The sequence below is a fragment of the Pseudomonas karstica genome (assembly GCF_009707515.1).
GTDB lineage: Bacteria > Pseudomonadota > Gammaproteobacteria > Pseudomonadales > Pseudomonadaceae > Aquipseudomonas > Aquipseudomonas karstica.
This window is the reverse complement of record NZ_WLYI01000003.1, coordinates 937-20,243: the sequence shown is the minus strand read 5'-3', so window position 1 is coordinate 20,243 and position 19,307 is coordinate 937. Positions and strand designations below refer to the sequence as shown.

The 19,307-nt window shown below is 61.5% G+C and carries 1 protein-coding gene (running past one end of the window); it reads right to left on the bottom strand.

The annotated features are described in order from the left end of the window. Nucleotides 1–19,307: the 5' portion of a non-ribosomal peptide synthase/polyketide synthase gene (locus GIR22_RS02885; protein WP_154741848.1), read on the bottom strand. It extends 11,617 nt beyond the left edge of the window; 19,307 of the gene's 30,924 nt are visible here — the first part of the coding sequence; the start codon lies at nt 19,305–19,307; its stop codon lies off the left edge, out of view.

Here is a 19,307-nt window from a genome sequence, read left to right as displayed (position 1 = left end):
TAGCCCCGGGTGATGACTGATTCAAGGTCCGGTACCGGCAAGGCCTTGCGGTCGAGTTTACCGTTGGGGGTCAGCGGCAGTGCATCAAGGTGCACGTAGGCGGCCGGAATCATGTAGTCCGGCAGTTGGGTTTGCAGGTGACGGCGCAGTGTGTCGATGTCGAGTGTTTGCGCCGAGGTGTAGTAGGCGACCAGGCGTTTGTCGCCCGGCACGTCTTCGCGGGCCAGCACTGCAGTTTCGTTGATGTCCTGATGCTGCGCGAGCTTGGCTTCGATCTCGCCCAGCTCGATACGGAAACCGCGGATCTTCACCTGGTCGTCGTTACGGCCCAGGTATTCGATGTTGCCGTCGGGCAGGTAGCGGCCCAGGTCGCCGGTGCGGTACATGCGTGCATTTGCAGCGCTGCTGAACGGATCTTTGAGGAAGCGTTCAGCGGTCAGGTCGTCACGGTTCAGGTAACCCCGCGCCACGCCGGCACCGCCGATATAGATTTCACCCGCCACACCCAATGGCACCGGTTGCCCGTGCTCGTCCAGCAGGTAGAACTGGGTATTGGCCACCGGTTTGCCGATGTGTGCGGCAAAACCGTCTTCACGAGCCATCGACACCCAGCTTGAGTAGGTGGTGGTTTCCGAAGGGCCGTAAAGGTTGCACAGGCGCTTGACCTGGGTCTGCTCGAACAGGTTTTCCACCAGGCTGCGCTTGAGCGCTTCACCGGCGACGTTGACCGTGTGCACGCCTTCGCTCAATCCGCCGGATTCCAGCAACGCCTTGAGCGCCGAAGGCACGGTGTTGATCAAGGTGATGTCGTGTTCGCCCTGCTGCAGTTCCAGCACATTAGTCACGACATCGATACTGCCGCCGGACGTCAGTGGCGCAAAGCACTCGTAGACCGCCAGGTCGAAGTTCAACGAGGTGGAGAACAAGGTTTTGGCCAAGGTTTCAGCGTCAAATGAACGATGTGCCCAGGTCAGGAAGTTCACCGTATTGCGGTGCTCGATCATCACGCCTTTGGGCAAACCGGTGGAGCCCGAGGTGTAGATCACGTAGGCCAGGTGCGACGAGGTCAGGTCCGCGACCTGCGGATTAGACACGGATTCGTCCTGCCAGAGCTCGCTGTCCAGGTTGATCACTGGCATCGACGCTTCGCTCAGCAGCCCGAGCGTGGCTGCCTGCGCCAACACCACGGCCGGCGTGCTGTCTTCAAGCATGTAGGCAATCCGGTCCAACGGATAAGCCGGATCCAGCGGTACATAACCGCCGCCTGCTTTCAGAATCGCCAGCAGGCCCACCACCATATCGAGGCTACGTTCGACGCAGATCGCCACCCGGGAATCCGGCTGTACACCCTGCTTGCGCAGGTAATGCGCCAACCGGTTGGCTCGCTCATTCAGCTCGCGATAACTCAAGCGCTGCGCACCATGCAGCACCGCCAGCGCCTCTGGGGTGCGCGCCACCTGGGCTTCAAACAAGCCGTGAACCGTCTGCTCCAACGGGTAATCGGCTTGCGTGGCGTTAAACGTCACCAGCAACTGCTCACGCGCAGTTTCCGGCAAAATCGACAAACTACGCAACGACGCGTCAGGCGTTTGTTCCAACGCCTCCACCAACGTTTCCATCGCCGTATGCATGTAATCGCAAACACGCTGCGCACTGACCTCGACCACCGCTTGCGCGGTGAGCATGAAACCCTCGCCCAGATCGTCCACATTCAGGCACAACGGGTAGTTGGTCCGCTCTTCCATGCTCAGTGTCTGAATCCCCTGCCAGGCCGAAACCGCCTGCTCGGACACCGCTTCAGACGCGCTGTGTCGGTAGTTCAACAGCGTGCTGAACAGCGCCAGCGAGTTCGGCACGCCACTGCAACGTTGCGCCAGGGACAGCGAAGCATGCTCGTGCCCCAACAAGGCCGAGAGCTGCGTATGGGTTGCCTTGACCCCGGCGCGCGCACTTTGCGCGCCGACACTGATGCGCAGCGGGAGCGTATTGATGAACATGCCCAGGGCACGATCGGCCCCGTCACCACCCTGCATCCGCCCCATCAGTACGGTGCCGAACACCACTTCTTCGCGCCCCGACACCCGACCGACGACCTGCGCCCACGCCAAGTGAACCAGGCTGGCCGCACTGACCCCCAGTTGACGGGCCTGCACTCGCAGACGCTGGCTCAGCGCGTCATCGACCAATAGCTGCTGCTCTTCGATACCGCCGCCGTCGCCTTGCACATCCTGCAAGCCGAACGGCAGCGTCGGCTCTTCGATATCGCCGAGCATTTCGCGGAAGAACGCCTCGTGTTGCTCGCGACTCACTCCCAGACGCGCCTGCGCCACATGGTTACGGTATGGCACGGCAGCTGCGAGCAGGTCCGTCTGCCCCATCAGGCTGGCCTGCATTTCATGCACTACCACCTCAAGGGCCGTGTGATCCAGCGCCATGTGGTGGAACAGCAGCATGCCAATCCAGCGTTGATTGACCGGGTCTTGCGCGAAGGCCAGCCGCATCAGCGGTGCCTGAGCGATGTCCAGGCGGTAATGCCGCGGATCGAAATGGCTGTGCAGTTGCTGCAGGACATCCCCAGCCGCGAGGTCGGTCGCAACTTCCTCGACCGCCATCTGCGCGTTGCGCCAGACCACTTGCACCGGCGCCTCCAGCCCTTGCCAGAGGATGCTGGTGCGCAGAATATCGTTGCGCGTTACCACGCTCTGCAAGGCCTGGGCAAACGCGTCCAGTCGTTCACGGCTGTCAAAGTCGAACAGCACTTGCAGCACGTACGGGTCACCTTGGGTCGCCGCGAGGTGGTGATAAAGAATGCCTTCCTGCAACGGCGCCAGGGCATAAATATCCTGCACATTGGCCACGCCGCCCGGCACAGTGGCGACAATCCGGTCGATAGCCGCCTGATCCAGGTCGGCCAGCGGCAACATATCCGGCGTAATCCGCTGGCAATCCTGGGTAATACGATTGGGCGGCACCACCACGTCATGTTGCTCACCGACGGCGGCAGCCAGTGCAGCCAGGGTCGGTTGGCCAAACAGCACACGAACATCGGCAGCCAAGTCAACCTGGCGCATCCGTTCGATCAGTTTCACGGCCAACAGAGAATGGCCGCCCAGTTCAAAGAAATTGTCATGCCGACCGATCTGCTCGATCTTCAGCAACTCCTGCCAAATCCCGGCAATGGTCGTCTCGACCTCGCCTTGGGGCGCTTCATATTCGCGGCTGGCATACGCTGCCGAATCCGGCGAAGGCAATGCCTTGTAGTCGAGCTTGCCGTTGGTAGTCAGTGGGAACGCCGACAGCGTCACAAACGCGCTCGGCACCATGTATTCCGCCAGCGAGTCCAGCAACTGCGTGCGCAACTCGGCGGCGGACAGTTGAGCGCCCTCCTCGGCGATCACATAGGCCACCAAGCGCTTGTCACCCGGCTCGTCTTCACGGGCGATAACCACGGCTTCGCGCACTGCAGCGCATGCCGCCAGCTTCGCCTCGATTTCACCCAGCTCAATGCGGAAACCGCGAATCTTCACCTGGTCGTCATTACGGCCCAGGTATTCGATGCTGCCGTCTGCCAGCCATCGACCAAGGTCACCGGTGCGGTACAACCGCGCGCCGGCATGGCCACTGAAGATGTCCGTGATAAAGCGCTCGCTGTTGAGCTCCGCACGATTCAAGTAACCCCGCGCGACACCTGCACCGCCCACGTACATTTCGCCGATCACCCCCACCGGTACTGGCTCGCGCTGGGCATCCAGTACGTACAGTTGCAGGTCGGGAATGCGCCGGCCAATCGGGCTGACGCCGACCATCTCTGCATCGGCCGCGTCCAGTGCATGGTAGGTCACGTGCACCGTGGTTTCGGTGATGCCATACATGTTGACCAGTTGCGCCTGGGCATTCACAGCCCGGGCATACCATGGTTTGAGGATACCGGTGTCCAGCGCTTCGCCGCCGAAGATCACTTGCCGCAGGCTGTGGCTCAGGTCGCTTTCGCCCTGGGCGGCAATCAACTGGCGGAAAGCACTCGGGGTCTGGTTCAACACCGTGACACCGGCCTGGCATAGCAGCGCGTAGCAGTCTGCCGGCGAACGGCTGACCAGTTGCGGCACCACCAGCAAACGCCCGCCATGGGTCAGCGCGCCCCAGATTTCCCAGACCGAGAAATCGAACGCGAAGGAATGGAACAAGGCCCAGACGTCTTGCGGACCAAAGTCGAACCAGGGCTGGGTTGCCGAGAACAACCGAGCGACGTTGCGGTGTTCGACCATTACGCCTTTCGGCAGCCCGGTCGAGCCGGAGGTGTAGATCACGTACGCCAGGTGACTGGAGCCAAGGCCGGCTACTTGTGGGTTGGCAACAGAGTGTTCCTGGCAACTTTCGCCATCAAGGTCAACGACCGGCACCGAGACGTCGGCCAGCAGCCGCCGAGTCGCGGATTGCGCCAACACCGCCACCGGTGCGCTGTCGTGCAGCATGTAGACCATACGCTCGGCCGGATACGCCGGGTCCAACGGTACATAACCGGCGCCGGACTTCAGGATGCCCAGCAAGCCGACGATCATTTCAAGACTGCGCTCGACGCAGATCGCTACCCGATCATCCGGGCGTACGCCCAGTACCAGCAAACGATGGGCGACCCGGTTAGCCCGGGCGTTGAGCTCGCCGTAGGTCAGGCTCAGGTCTTCATACACCACCGCCACGGCGTCTGGTTGCGCCGCTGCCTGGGATTCGAACTGGCGGTGAATCAGCGCGTCATGGGCATACACCGCATCGGTGCTGTTCCAGGTTTCAAGCAACTGAAGGCGCTCGGCCTTGGGCAAGACTTCCAAGCCGTGCAGCGCTGCTTGCGGCGCCTGTTCCAGCGCTTCGACCAGGTTTTGCAGAACACACTGCATGTAGCCGCAAACACGCTCGGCACCTATCGGCGCCTGGGCCATAACGGTCAGGTTAAAGCCCTCACCCAAGTCATCCACCGACAACGTCAACGGATAGTTGGTGCGCTCTTCACCGTCCAGCGCCTGAATACCTTCCCACGCGGCGACAGTTTCACTGGAAGCGGTTTGTGCCCCCAGGTGACGGTAATTGAGCAATGCACTGAACAGTGGCGTCGGCGCGGTCACGCCGCTGCAACGCTGCGCCAGCACCAGCGAGGCATGCTCGTGGCCGAGCAGCGCGGTCAGCCGCGCATGGGTCGCCTTGACCCCGGCACGTACACTTTGTGCCCCGACACTCACGCGCAGCGGCAAGGTGTTGATAAACATGCCCAACGCACGATCAGCCCCTTCGCCGCCCTGCATCCGACCCAACAGCACTGTGCCAAAGACCACATCGTCCTTGCCAGACACGCGACCCAGTACCTGCGCCCAGGCCAAGTGATAGACACTGGCCGCGCTCACCCCAAGCTGACGGGCCTGGGCCCGCAGACGCTGGCTGAGGCCGGCATCCACGACCTGACGGACTTCCTCGATATCGTGGCCGTCGCCCTGCACATTCTGCAGGCCGAAAGGCAGCGTCGGCTCGGCCACATCGCCGAGCATGTCGCGGAAGAATGCTTCATGTTCTTCGCGGCTGACGCCCAGTCGCGCCTGGGCCACATAGTTACGATACGGTACCGAGGCCGCTAACTGCTGCGCCTGGCCGAGCATGTGCGCTTCGATTTCGGCGGTGAGCATGCCCAGGGATGTAGCGTCGTCGACCATGTGGTGGAACAGCAACATGGCGACCCAACGCTGGTTCGCCGGGTCTTCGGCATAGCCGATTCGCATCATCGGTGCCTGGCGAATGTCGAGGCGGAAATGCCGTGGGTCGAGGCGTTCGAGCAATTGCTCGACGATATCGCCCGCTTGCGGGTCCAACACAATCTCATCCAGACCCAGTTGTGCCTCGCGCCAGACCACTTGCACGGGCTCGTCGAGGTTTTCCCAGACCACGCCAGTGCGCAGGATATCGTGACGCGACACCACGCTTTGCAGTGCCTGGGCGAAGACGTCCAAGCGGGCGCGACTGTCAAACGAGAACATCGCGTATTGCAAGTAAGGGTCGCCTTTCGCTGCCGCGAGGTGGTGATACAAAATCCCCTCCTGCAGCGGTGCCAAGGCGTAGATGTCCTGCACATTGCACACGCCACCAGGGACCGTGGCCACTACATGGTCGATCTCGTCCTGGCTCAACGTGGCCAGCGGCAACATGTCCGGGGTGATCCGCGTGCAGCCCTGCGGGATGCCGTTAACCGGCACCACGATTTCGCGACCACCACCCACCGCAGCGGCCAGTGCCGCCAGGGTCGGTTGGCCGAACAGGACGCGGACATCGGCGGCCAGGTCAACCTGGCGCATCCGCTCGATCAATTTCACGGCCAGCAACGAGTGCCCGCCCAGCTCAAAGAAATGATCGTGGCGACCAACCTGCTGCAGTTGCAGCAAGTCTTGCCAGATCTGCGCAATTACCGTTTCGACCTCACCTTGCGGCGCCTCGTATTCGCGGCTGACCACCGATGACTGGTCTGGCACCGGCAGCGCCTGGCGATCAAGCTTGCCGTTGGTGGTCAGCGGGAACGAAGTCAACGTGACGAAAGCACTGGGAACCATGTACTCCGCCAATGAGCCCAACAGCTCGGCGCGCAGTTCTGCGGCCGACAGTTGCTCACCGTCCTTGGCAATCACATAGGCCACCAGGCGTTTGTCGCCCGTGTCCTGGCGCGCCAATACCACAGCTTCACGCACACCGGTGCATGCGGCCAGTTTCGCCTCGATTTCACCCAACTCAATGCGGAAGCCGCGAATCTTCACCTGATCGTCATTGCGGCCCAGGTATTCAATGCTGCCATCTGCCAACCAACGGCCCAAGTCACCGGTGCGGTACAGCCGCGCACTCGGGTCGGCGCTGAATGGATTGCTCAGGAAGCGCTCGGCGGTCAGTTCTTCGCGGTTCAAGTAACCCCGCGCGACACCTGCACCGCCCACGTACATCTCGCCGATCACCCCCACCGGTACTGGCTCGCGCTGGGCATCCAGCACGTACAGTTGCAGGTCGGGAATGCGCCGGCCAATCGGGCTGACGCCGACCATCTCTGCATCGGCCGCGTCCAGTGCATGGTAGGTCACGTGCACCGTGGTTTCGGTGATGCCATACATGTTGACCAGTTGCGTTTGCGCATTGGCCTGGCGGGCATACCAGGGCTTGAGAATGCCGGTTTCCAGCGCTTCGCCGCCGAAGATCACCTGCCGCAGGCTATGGCTCAGATCGCTTTCGCCCTGGGCGGCAATCAACTGGCGGAAGGCGCTCGGGGTCTGGTTGAGAACCGTCACCCCGGCCTTGCACAGCAATGCGTAGCAGTATTGCGGTGAGCGGCTGACTAGCTGCGGCACTACCAGCAACTGCCCACCGTGGGTCAGCGCGCCCCAGATTTCCCAGACCGAGAAATCGAACGCGAAGGAATGGAACAAGGCCCAGACGTCTTGTGGACCAAAGTCGAACCAAGGTTGGGTTGCCGAAAACAACCGAGCGACGTTGCGGTGTTCGACCATCACGCCTTTCGGCAGCCCGGTCGAGCCGGAGGTGTAGATCACGTAAGCCAAATGCGCTGACGTGAGGCCCGCAACATCAGGGTTGTGCTGTGCCGGTGCAGCCTCATGACTGGCTTCGATCAAGTCGAGCAGTACCGTAGGCAGATTCATTTGCGGCAACTGGGCACGCAATGGCAGCTGTGTCACCAGGGCCACAGGACTGCTGTCATACAGCATGTAGGCAATACGCTCGGCAGGATACGCCGGGTCCAACGGTACATAGCCGGCACCGGACTTCAGGATGCCCAGCAGGCCGACGATCATATCAAGACTGCGCTCGACGCAGATCGCCACCCGATCATCCGGGCGTACGCCTAGTGCCAGCAAACGATGGGCGATCTGGTTAGCACGGGCGTTGAGCTCGCCGTAGGTCAGGCTCAGGTCTTCATACACCACAGCCACGGCGTTTGGTTGCGCCGCAGCCCGGGCTTCAACCTGCTGGTGGATCAGCGCGTCATGGGCATACTCCGCCTCGGTGCTGTTCCAGGTTTCAAGCAACTGCTGGTACTCGGCCGGCGGCAAGATCGTGACCGCGTGCAGCGGTGTGTGCGGCGCGGTTTCCAGCGCCACCACCAGGTTGTCCAGCGCTACTTGCATATAGCCGCAAATGCGCTCGGCACCGATGGGCGAAGCGACCAGTGCAGTGAGGTGAAAGCCTTCACCAAAGTCATCCACATTCAGGGTCAACGGGTAATTGGTCCGCTCGTCACCACCCAGCGCTTCAATGCCTTGCCAGGCTGACACAGCTTCCTTGGTGACATCCCCGGCACTGTGCCGGTAGTTGAGCAAGGCACTGAACAGCGGCGTCGGAGCAGTTACACCGCTGCAACGCTGTGCCAGCGCCAGGGACGCATGTTCGTGACCAAGCAATTCAGTGAGCCGCGCATGGGTCGCCTTGACCCCGGCCCGGACACCTTGGGCGCCAACATCCACGCGCAACGGCAAGGTGTTGATGAACATGCCCATCGCCCGGTCGGCGCCGTCGCCGGCTTGCAGTCGACCCAGCAACACCGTGCCGAACACCACGTCCTGTTTGCCGGAGACCTTGCCCAGCACTTGCGCCCAGGCCAGGTGCACCAGACTGGCAGCACTCACACCCAACTGGCGCGCCTGAGCCCGCAGACGCACGGAGAGTGCCAGATCGACAGGCTGGCGAGCCTCGTCGATGCCATGCCCATCGCCCTGCACATCTTGCAGGCCGAATGGCAGGGTCGGTTCGTCGACATTACTGAGCATTTCACGGAAGAAAGCCTCGTGATCCTCCGCAGTCAAACCGAGGCGAGCCTGGGCCACATAGTTGCGGTACGGCATCGCTGCGCCTAACTGCTCAGTCCGGCCCAGCAGGTGCAGTTGCATTTCGTGCTGCATCACGTCCAGCGCGGTGTGGTCCAGTGCCATGTGGTGGAACAGCAATATTGCCACCCAGCGGCTTTGCGCGGCGTCGTGGGCGTAAGCCACATGCAGCAGCGGTGCGTGCCGCAGGTCGAGGCGATAATGCCGCGCATCGAAGCGGGCGCCCAACTGCGTGGCGATATCTCCAGCCGCAGGCTCCAGGTCGACGCATTCAGGTTCCAGTAACACCTTGCGCCAAACCACTTGAACCGGTTCGTCGAGTCCCTCCCACACCACGCTGCTGCGCAAAATGTCGTGGCGACCGATCACCACTTGCAAGGCCTGGATAAACCCATCAAGGCGCTCGCGGCTGTCGAAGGCAAATTGGCTTTGCAGCACGTACGGGTCGCCCTGCTCGGCTGCGAGGTGGTGATAAAGGATGCCTTCCTGCAACGGTGCCAGCGGGTAGATATCCTGCACGTTACAGGCGCCGCCGGGAACGGTGGCGACGATGCGGTCGACGGCGTCCTGGGTCAGGTTCGCCAGCGGCAGCATCGCTGGAGTGATGTGTTCGCAATGTGCTGGAATCAGGTTTGCCGGCACCTTGATTTCTTTGCCACTGCCGATGGCGACGGCCAGTGCAGCCAGGGTTGGCTGGCTGAACAGGACGCGCACGTCGGCGCTTAAACCGGCCTGGCGCATCCGCTCGATCAGCGTAACGGCCAACAGCGAATGCCCACCCAGTTCAAAAAAGTGGTCGTGGCGACCGACTTGCTCAACTTTCAACACTTCGGACCAGAGCTGCGCCAGGGTTTCTTCTACTTCACCCTCAGGGGCTTCGTACTCACGATTGGCGTAGGCCTCGGCGTCCGGCGCTGGCAGCGCGCGGCGGTCGAGTTTGCCGTTAGCGGTAAGCGGGAAACTCTCGAGGACCACAAAAGCACTCGGCAGCATGTATTCGGCCAGTGAAGCGACAAGTTCGGCACGCAGGTCTTGCGCTGACAAAGTGGCACCTGGCTGAGCGATGACATAACCCACCAGGCGTTTTGGCCCGGATTCGTCCTGGCGCGCCAGCACCACAGCGTCTTGTACGCCAGTGCACTGGCCCAAACGCGCTTCGATTTCGCCGAGTTCGATGCGAAAGCCACGGACTTTCACTTGGTCGTCGTTACGACCCAAGTATTCGACATTGCCGTCTGGTAGCCAACGACCGAGGTCGCCGGTGCGATAGAGCAGCGCACCAGCACTGAACGGGTCGACGACAAACTTCTCGGCAGTCAGCTCGGGCCGGTTCAAATACCCCTTGGCCACGCCGTCGCCACCGATATACAGCTCACCCGCCACACCGATAGGCACCGGGCGCCCCTGTTTATCCAACAGGTAGAGCCGCGTATTGCCGATCGGACGGCCAATCGGGATGCTGCCCTCAACGGCGGTCTTGATTTCATAAGTCGCGGAGAACGTGGTCGCTTCCGTCGGGCCATAGCCGTTGAGCAAGTGCTGCGGTGCACCTTCTTTCAGCACCCGGCGGATCACTGCCGGATCAAGCACATCGCCGCCGACGATCAGGTAGCGCAACTGGCCAAACACACTCATCAAACCGGCAGCGTATTGATGGAACAAACCAGCCGTCATCCACAGCACACTGACCGATTGCTCAAGCAGCAGCGCTTTAAAGCGTTCCTGGGACAGCAGCACATCCTGTTCAACCACCACCACGCAACCGCCATTGAGCAGCGGCGCCCATACGTCGAGGGTGCTGGCATCGAACGCCGGATTGGAGGCGAACGCCACGCGATCCTGGGCATTGAACTCGGCATAACCGTTGTTGATCACCAACCGATTGATCGCCCGATGCGGAACCAATACGCCCTTTGGCGTGCCGGTCGAGCCCGAGGTGTACATGATGTAGGCCGGCATCTCGCTTGACTGCGGCAATTGCGGGTCATGGGCAGCCAGGCTATCGAGCGTGAGCGCATCCAGATCCACGCGCCGTGCGTTTTCAGGCAAAGACGTCGAGCTCAGCGTCAGCACAATCTGCGCCTCGCTGTCTTGCACCATAAAGTGCTGGCGCTCGTCAGGCGCACTGATGTCCAGTGGCACGTAGACCGCCGCGCACTTGAGGACCGCCAACTGGCTGATCAGCAGCTCAAGCGAGCGCTCCAGCAGCAGCGCCACGCGCTCGCCCGGTTGAACACCGACGCTCAGCAGATGATGGGCGAGCTGGTTGGCCTTGGTATTGAGTTCGTTGTAAGTCAGGCTTTGCCCGTCGTGAACAGCCGCCGTTGCCTGCGGATGAGCCAGGACCTGGGCTTCAAACAGCCCATGCACGGTTTTATCCTGCGGATAGGAGCGCGTCGTTGCGTTGAACTCCACCAGCAGTTGTTGACGCTCAGCAGGCGGCAGGATTGCCAGGCTGTGCAACGGGGTCTGGGGCGCTTGCTCCAGCGACTCGACCAGATGCGCCAATGCCGTTTCCATGTAAGCGCAAATTCGCTCGGCACCGATCTGTGGCATGGCCAGCGCCGTCAAGCTGAAGTCCTTGCCCAGGTCATCCACCGAGAGTGTCAGCGGGTAGTTGGTGCGTTCTTCGTTGCTGAGGATTTCAATCCCTTCCCAGGCGTTCAGGGCATCGGGCGACGCAGAATGCCCGGCGCTGTGTCGATAGTTGAGCAAGGCGCTGAATAATGGCAACGGCGCGACCACCCCGCTGCAACGTTGGGCCAATGCCAGCGAGGCATGTTCGTGGCCCAGCAATTCGGTCAACCGGGCATGGGTGGCTTTTACACCATCACGCACGCCAAGCTCACCGAGGTTCACCCGCAGTGGCAAGGTGTTGATGAACATCCCCAATGCCCGCTCGGCACCTTCGCCACCCTGCATCCGGCCCATCAACACTGTACCGAACACCACGTCGTCACGGCCCGATACCTGGCCCAGCACCTGAGCCCAGGCCAAATGGTGCAGGCTCGCGGCGCTGATACCTAACTGGCGCGCTTGCGCCCGCAGACGCAGGCTCAGGTCGGCGCTGAGGTTCAGCGTGGCCTCTTCGATGTCACTGCCATCGCCCCGGACATTCTGCAGGCCGAACGGCAAGGTCGGTTCGTCTACGTCACCCAGCATGGCGTGGAAAAACCCTTCGTGTTCCTCGCGGCTGACGCCCAGTTGCGCATGGGCCACATAGTTGCGGTAAGGCACCGCTTCGCCCAACGCGTCTGCCTGCCCCAACAAGTACGCCTGCATTTCCTGTTGCACCACCTCCAGGGCCACGTGATCGAGTGCCATGTGGTGGAACAACAGCATGGCCACCCAGCGCTGATTCGGCGCATCGTGGCTAAACGCAATGCGCATCAACGGCGCCTGTTGCATGTCCAGACGGTAATGCAGGGTGTCGAATTGCTCGCGCAAGCGGTCGGCGATCTCGCCTTCGCCAGCGTCAAATGTAACTTCCTCGACGGCCAGTTGCGCTTTGCGCCAGACCACTTGCACCGGCTCGTCGAGCCCCTGCCACACCACCGAGGTGCGCAGGATGTCATGGCGGTCGATAACACCTTGCAAGGCGTGTGTGAAGGCCTCCAGACGCTCGCGATCTGCGACGGTGAACGTCGCCTTCAGCACATAGGGGTCACCCTGCTCTGCAGCAATATGGTGATAAAGAATGCCTTCTTGCAGCGGCGCCAGCGGGTAGATGTCCTGCACGTTGCGCGCACCGCCCGAGACCGACGCCACAATACGGTCGATGGCCGGCTGGTCCAGTTTGACCAAAGGCAGCATGTCCGGGGTGATGTGGGTGCAACCCAGCAGGATGTTGTTGGCCGGCACCACGATTTCAGGGGTGCCACCGACCGCAGCTGCCAGCGCCGCCAGGGTTGGCTGGCCGAACAAGACACGAATGTCCGCCGACAAACCGAGCTGGCGCATCCGCCCAATCAGGCTGACGGCCAGTAATGAATGCCCACCGAGTTCGAAGAAGTGGTCGTGACGGCCGACTTGCGGCAGACCCAGCAGGTCTTGCCAGATCTGTGCGAGGGCAATTTCGACCTCGCCTTGCGGGGCTTCGTAGATGCGGGCAATGACAGCAGTTGAGTCCGGTGCCGGCAGGGCCTTGCGGTCCAGTTTACCGTTGGGGGTCAGCGGCAATGCGTCGAGGTGCACGTAGGCAGCCGGAATCATGTAGTCCGGCAGTTGGGTTTGCAGGTGACGACGCAGTGCGTCGATGTCGAGTGTTTGCGCCGAGGTGTAGTAGGCGACCAGGCGTTTGTCGCCGGGAACGTCTTCACGGGCCAGCACTGCGGTCTCTTTTACGGCTTCGTGTCGAGCGAGTTTGGCTTCGATCTCACCCAGCTCGATGCGGAAACCGCGGATTTTCACCTGGTCGTCGTTGCGGCCCAGGTATTCGATGTTGCCATCGGGCAGGTAACGACCCAGGTCACCAGTGCGGTACATGCGCGCATTCGCAGCGGTACTGAACGGGTCTTTGAGGAAGCGTTCAGCGGTCAGGTCGTCACGGTTCAGGTAACCCCGCGCCACGCCGGCACCACCGATATAGATTTCACCGGCAACACCCAACGGCACCGGTTGCCCGTGCTCGTCCAGCAGGTAGAACTGGGTGTTGGCGACAGGTTTACCGATGTGTGCGGCAAAACCGTCTTCGCGGGCCATCGAGACCCAGCTTGAGTAGGTGGTGGTTTCCGAAGGGCCGTAAAGGTTGCACAGGCGCTTGACCTGAGTCTGTTCAAACAGGTTTTCCACCAGGCTGCGCTTCAGCGCTTCGCCAGCGACGTTGACCGTGTGCACGCCTTCGCTCAGCCCGCCAGATTCCAGCAACGCCTTGAGCGCCGAAGGCACGGTGTTGATCAAGGTGATGTCGTGTTCGCCCTGCTGCAGTTCCAGCACATTAGTCACGACATCGATGCTGCCGCCGGACGTCAGTGGTGCAAAGCACTCGTAGACCGCCAAGTCGAAGTTCAACGAGGTGGAGAACAGGGTTTTGGCCAAGGTTTCAGCGTCAAACGAACGCTGTGCCCAGGTCAGGAAGTTCACGGTGTTGCGGTGTTCGATCATCACGCCTTTGGGCAAACCGGTGGAGCCCGAGGTGTAGATCACGTAGGCCAGGTGCGACGAGGTCAGCTCAGCAATCTCTGGATTGGAGACGGATTCATCCTGCCAGAGCCCGCTGTCCAGGTTGATCACTGGCATCGACGCTTCGCTCAGCAACCCGAGTGTAGCTGCCTGCGCCAACACCACGGCCGGCGTGCTGTCTTCGAGCATGTAGGCAATCCGGTCCAACGGATAGGCCGGATCCAGCGGTACATAACCACCGCCCGCCTTCAGAATTGCCAACAGCCCTACCACCATGTCGAGGCCACGCTCGACACAGATCGCCACTCGCGAATCCGGCTGCACGCCTTGCCCGCGAAGGTAATGCGCCAACTGGTTGGCCTTGGCATTCAGTTCGCGATAACTCAGGCGTTGCGCGCCATGCAGCACCGCCAGCGCCTCTGGAGTGCGCGCCACCTGGGCTTCAAACAAGCCGTGAATCGTCTGCTCCAGCGGGTAATCGGCTTGCGTGGCGTTAAACGTCACCAGCAACTGTTCACGCTCAGCCACCGGCAACACCGGCAGCCGGTACAACGACGCCTGCGGCGTCTGTTCCAGCGCCAATACCAATGTTTCCAGCGCCGTATGCATGTAATCGCAGACACGCTGCCCGCCGACCTGAGACGCCACCAGCACCGTCAGGTTAAAGCCGTTGCCCAGGTCATCGACGTTCAGGGTCAGCGGATAATTGGTCCGTTCTTCTCCGTTTAGGAGCGTAATGCCACCCCACGCGTCCAGTGCTTGCGCCGAGGCAACGTTCGTCGCGCTGTGGCGATAGTTGAGTAGCGCGCTGAACAATGGGGTCGGTGCCGGCACACCGCTGCAACGTTGGGCCAACGCCAAGGACGCGTGTTCGTGCCCCAGCAAGGCCGTCAGTCGCGCATGGGCCGCCTTGACGCCGGACCGTACGCCTTGGGTGCCGACGTCCACCCGCAGTGGCAGGGTGTTGATGAACATCCCCAGCGCCCGGTCAGCGCCCTCGCCGCCCTGCATCCGGCCCATCAGCACAGTGCCAAACACCACGTCCTGTCTGCCGGAAACTTTGCCCAGCACTTGCGCCCAAGCCAAGTGCATCAGGCTGGCGGCACTCACGCCGAGTTGGCGCGCCTGGGCCCGCAGGCGCAGGTCCAGCGCAACCTCGACGGGCCGGGTATGTTCTTCAATATCACGCCCGTCGCCTTGCACATCCTGCAAACCGAACGGCAGGGTCGGCTCATCGATATCGCCGAGCATCTCGCGGAAAAACCCTTCGTGTTCCTCGCGACTCACGCCCAGGCGTGCTTGGGCCACATAGTTGCGATACGGCACGGCGTCGTTTAGTTGATCGGCCTCGCCAAGCAGGTATGCCTGCATCTCATGCTGCACCACTTCCATGGCCGTGTGATCGAGTGCCATATGGTGAAACAACAGCGTCGCAACCAGCCGTTGATGGGTGTCGTCCTGCGCAAAGGCCAGGCGCATCATCGGCGCCTGGCTGACATCCAGTCGGTGATGTCGCGGGTCGTAGCGCTGGCTCAACTGCGTCACAGCATCGCCAGCGGCCGGGTCGAGTTCGACCTGCTCAAGGTACAATGTCGCCTGGCGCCAAACCACTTGGGCGGGTGACTCCACCCCATCCCAGACAACGCCGGTGCGCAGAATGTCGTGGCGATCAATCACTACTTGCAGCGCTTGAATAAAAGCGTCGAGGCGTTCGCGGTTGTCGAAGGCGAACTGCGATTGCAAGACATAAGGATCGCCCTGCTCGGCGGCCAAATGGTGATAGAGGATGCCTTCCTGCAATGGCGCCAGGGGGTAGATATCCTGCACGTTACGGGCGCCGCCGGGAACGGTGGCGATGATACGGTCGATGGTGTCTTGGGTCAGGGTCGCCAACGGCAGCATGGCCGGGGTGATGTGTTCGCAGTCCAGCGGTATCAGGTTTTCCGGGACGTTGATTTCTTTGCCACTGCCGATGGCGGCGGCCAGTGCGGCCAGGGTTGGCTGGCTGAACAGGACGCGCACGTCGGCGCTCAGATCGACCTGGCGCATCCGTTCGATCAGCGTGACGGCCAGCAGCGAGTGCCCGCCCAGTTCGAAAAAGTGGTCGTGGCGACCAACGCGTTCGACCTTCAACACTTCAGCCCAGAGCTTGGCCAGGGTTTCTTCGATTTCGCCCTGCGGTGCTTCGTACTCGCGGCTGGCGTAGGCCTCGGCATCCGGCGCTGGCAGCGCGCGACGATCAAGTTTGCCGTTGGCAGTGAGCGGGAAACTATCAAGGACCACGAAAGCCCCAGGAATCATGTACTCGGCCAGTGAGGCGACCAGTTCAGCGCGCAAATCCTGCACTGACAAGGTGACACCCGGCTGGGAGATAACATAACCGACCAGGCGTTTTGGGCCCGACTCGTCTTGACGTGCCAGCACCACGGCATCTTGCACGCCCGAACACAGGCCCAAACGCGCTTCAATTTCGCCGAGTTCGATGCGAAAACCACGGATTTTCACTTGGTCGTCGTTACGACCCAAGTATTCGACATTGCCGTCTGGTAGCCAACGACCGAGGTCGCCGGTGCGATAGAGCAACGCATCAGCATTGAACGGATCAACGACAAACTTCTCGGCAGTCAGTTCAGGCCGGTTCAAATACCCCTTCGCCACGCCGTCGCCACCGATATACAACTCGCCCGCCACACCCAGCGGTACAGGCTGCTGGTGCGCGTCCAACACATAGACTTGGGTGTTGCCGACGGGGTGGCCGATTGGAATGCTGCCCTCACCAACTGACTTGATCTCAAACGTGGTGGTGAACGTGGTCGCCTCAGTCGGGCCATAACCGTTGAGCAGATGCTGCGGTGCACCATCCTTCAGCACCCGACCAATCACTGCCGGGTCAAGCACGTCGCCGCCGACGATCAGGTAGCGCAACTGACTGAATACCGATAGCAAACCGGCGGCGTATTGATGGAACAAACCAGCCGTCATCCACAACACACTGATTGATTGTTCAAGCAGCAGCGTTTTAAAGCGCTCTTGCGACAACAACACATCCTGTTCAACCACCACCACACAACCGCCATTGAGCAACGGCGCCCAAACGTCGAGGGTACTGGCGTCAAAGGCCGGGTTGGAGGCGAACGCCACGCGATCCTGGGCGTTGAACTCGGCATAACCGTTATTGATCACCAACCGATTGATCGCCCGGTGCGCAACTAATACGCCCTTTGGCGCGCCGGTCGAGCCCGAGGTGTACATCAGGTAGGCGACCGACTCGGCGGTTTGCACCAAACCCAGATCGTGGGTCACTTCAGCGTCCAGGTCCAGGTTGTCCAGATCCACACGCCTGGCATTTTCAGGCACCGTCGTCGCACTCAACGCCAGCACCACCTGCGCCCCGCTGTCTTGCAGCATAAACTGCTGACGATCGGCAGGCGCACTGGCATCCAGCGGTACATAAACCGCCCCGCATTTGAGAATCGCCAACTGACTGATCAGCAATTCAAGCGAACGCTCCAGCAGAATCGCCACACGATCACCCGGTTGTACACCGAGGCCAACCAAGTGATGAGCCAGGCCATTAGCCTTGGTGTTGAGTTCCTGGTAAGTCAGGCTTCGCGCGCCATGTATCGCCGCCGTCGCCTGTGGAGCCGCCAAAACCTGCGCCTCGAACAGGCCATGAACGGTACTGTCCTGCGGATAGCGTCGAGACGTCGCATTGAAATCCCGCACTACCTGCTGATACTCAGCGCTCGGCAGGATAGTGAGTTGGTGCAGCGGCATCTGCGGATCCTGCTCCAAGGCCCGGATCAGGCCTTCGAGCGCCACCAGCATGTAATCGCCGACACGCTGCGCGCCAATCCCGGACAGGGCCAGCACGCTCAGGCTGAAGTCTTCGCCCAGATCATCCACTGACAAGGTCAGTGGATAGTTGGTGCGTTCTTCGCCGCCCAGTGTCTGTAGGCCTTCCCATGCCTTAAGCGCTGCGGCTGACGCGACCTGCGCCGTGCCGCTGTGCCGGTAGTTGAGCAGTGAACCAAACAGCGGCGTAGGGGCCGGCACACTGCTGCAGCGCTGGGCCAACGCCAACGAAGCATGCTCATGACCGAGCAGCGCCGTCAGGCCGGCATGGGTGGTTTTTACCCCGTCGCGTACGTTCTGCACGCCCAGGTTGACCCGCAGCGGCAAGGTGTTGATGAACATGCCCAGCGCGCGATCCGCACCGTCGCCGCCTTGCATGCGCCCCATCAGCACGGTGCCGAATACCACGTCTTGCCTGCCGGACACAGCGCCCACCACCCGCGCCCAAGCCAAATGATGCAGGCTCGCGGCGCTCACGCCCAACTGCCGGGCCTGAGCCCGCAGTCGAACGCTCAGTGACGTATCGAGCGCCAGATTGACTTCCTCGATAGCCGGCGCGTGTTCCGGCACATCGGCAATCCCGAATGGCAGCGTCGGCTCATCGATATCGCTCAACATTTCGCGGAAAAACGCCTCATGGGCCTCGCCACTGACGCCCAGTCGGACCTGTGCCACGTAATTGCGGTAAGGCACCGCGCCGGGCAAGTCTTGCGCCTGGCCGAGCAGGAACGCTTGCATCTCGTGCTGCACCACCTCCAGCGCCGCATGGTCGAGTGCCATGTGGTGGAACAACAGAATCGCCACCCAACGATCATTGTCGCGGTCTTGCGCGCAGACCAGCCGCAGCAGCGGGGCCTTGCGCACATCCAGGCGGTGATGCTGGGTGTCGAAGCGCTGCTGCAACTGCCCCTCGATATTTCCGGCAGCCGGGTCGAGGACGATCTCTTCCAGGGCCAGCGTGGCCTCGCGCCAAACCACTTGCACCGGTTCATCCAAGCCTTCCCAAACCACGCTGGTGCGCAGGATATCGTGGCGGTTGATCACCCCTTGCAGCGCCTGGGTAAAATCATCAAGCCGTGAGCGCTGCTCGGCCCCGAACAGGGCATGCAGTACGTAGGGATCGCCCTGCTGCGCCGCAAGGTGATGGTAAAGAATGCCTTCTTGCAACGGCGCCATCGGGTAGATGTCCTGCACATTGCCAGCGCCGCCAGGCACGCTGTCGACAACCCGGTCAATCTCTTCTTGAGTGAGATTGGCCAGGGGCAGCATGTCCGGGGTGATGCGAAATGCCGGACTCAGCCAGTCACCGCCGTTTCTTTGCACCAGGTCGAGCAATTCACTCTTATGGATCGCAAGACTGTCCCACAGAGCGCTGTCCAGTCCTTCGTCGTCGCCCAGGATCACCAGTTTGTCGTCATCCAGTTGCAGACGGATCGGGTGCTTGGAAAGAACGGCCATCAAATCGCTGAATTGCAT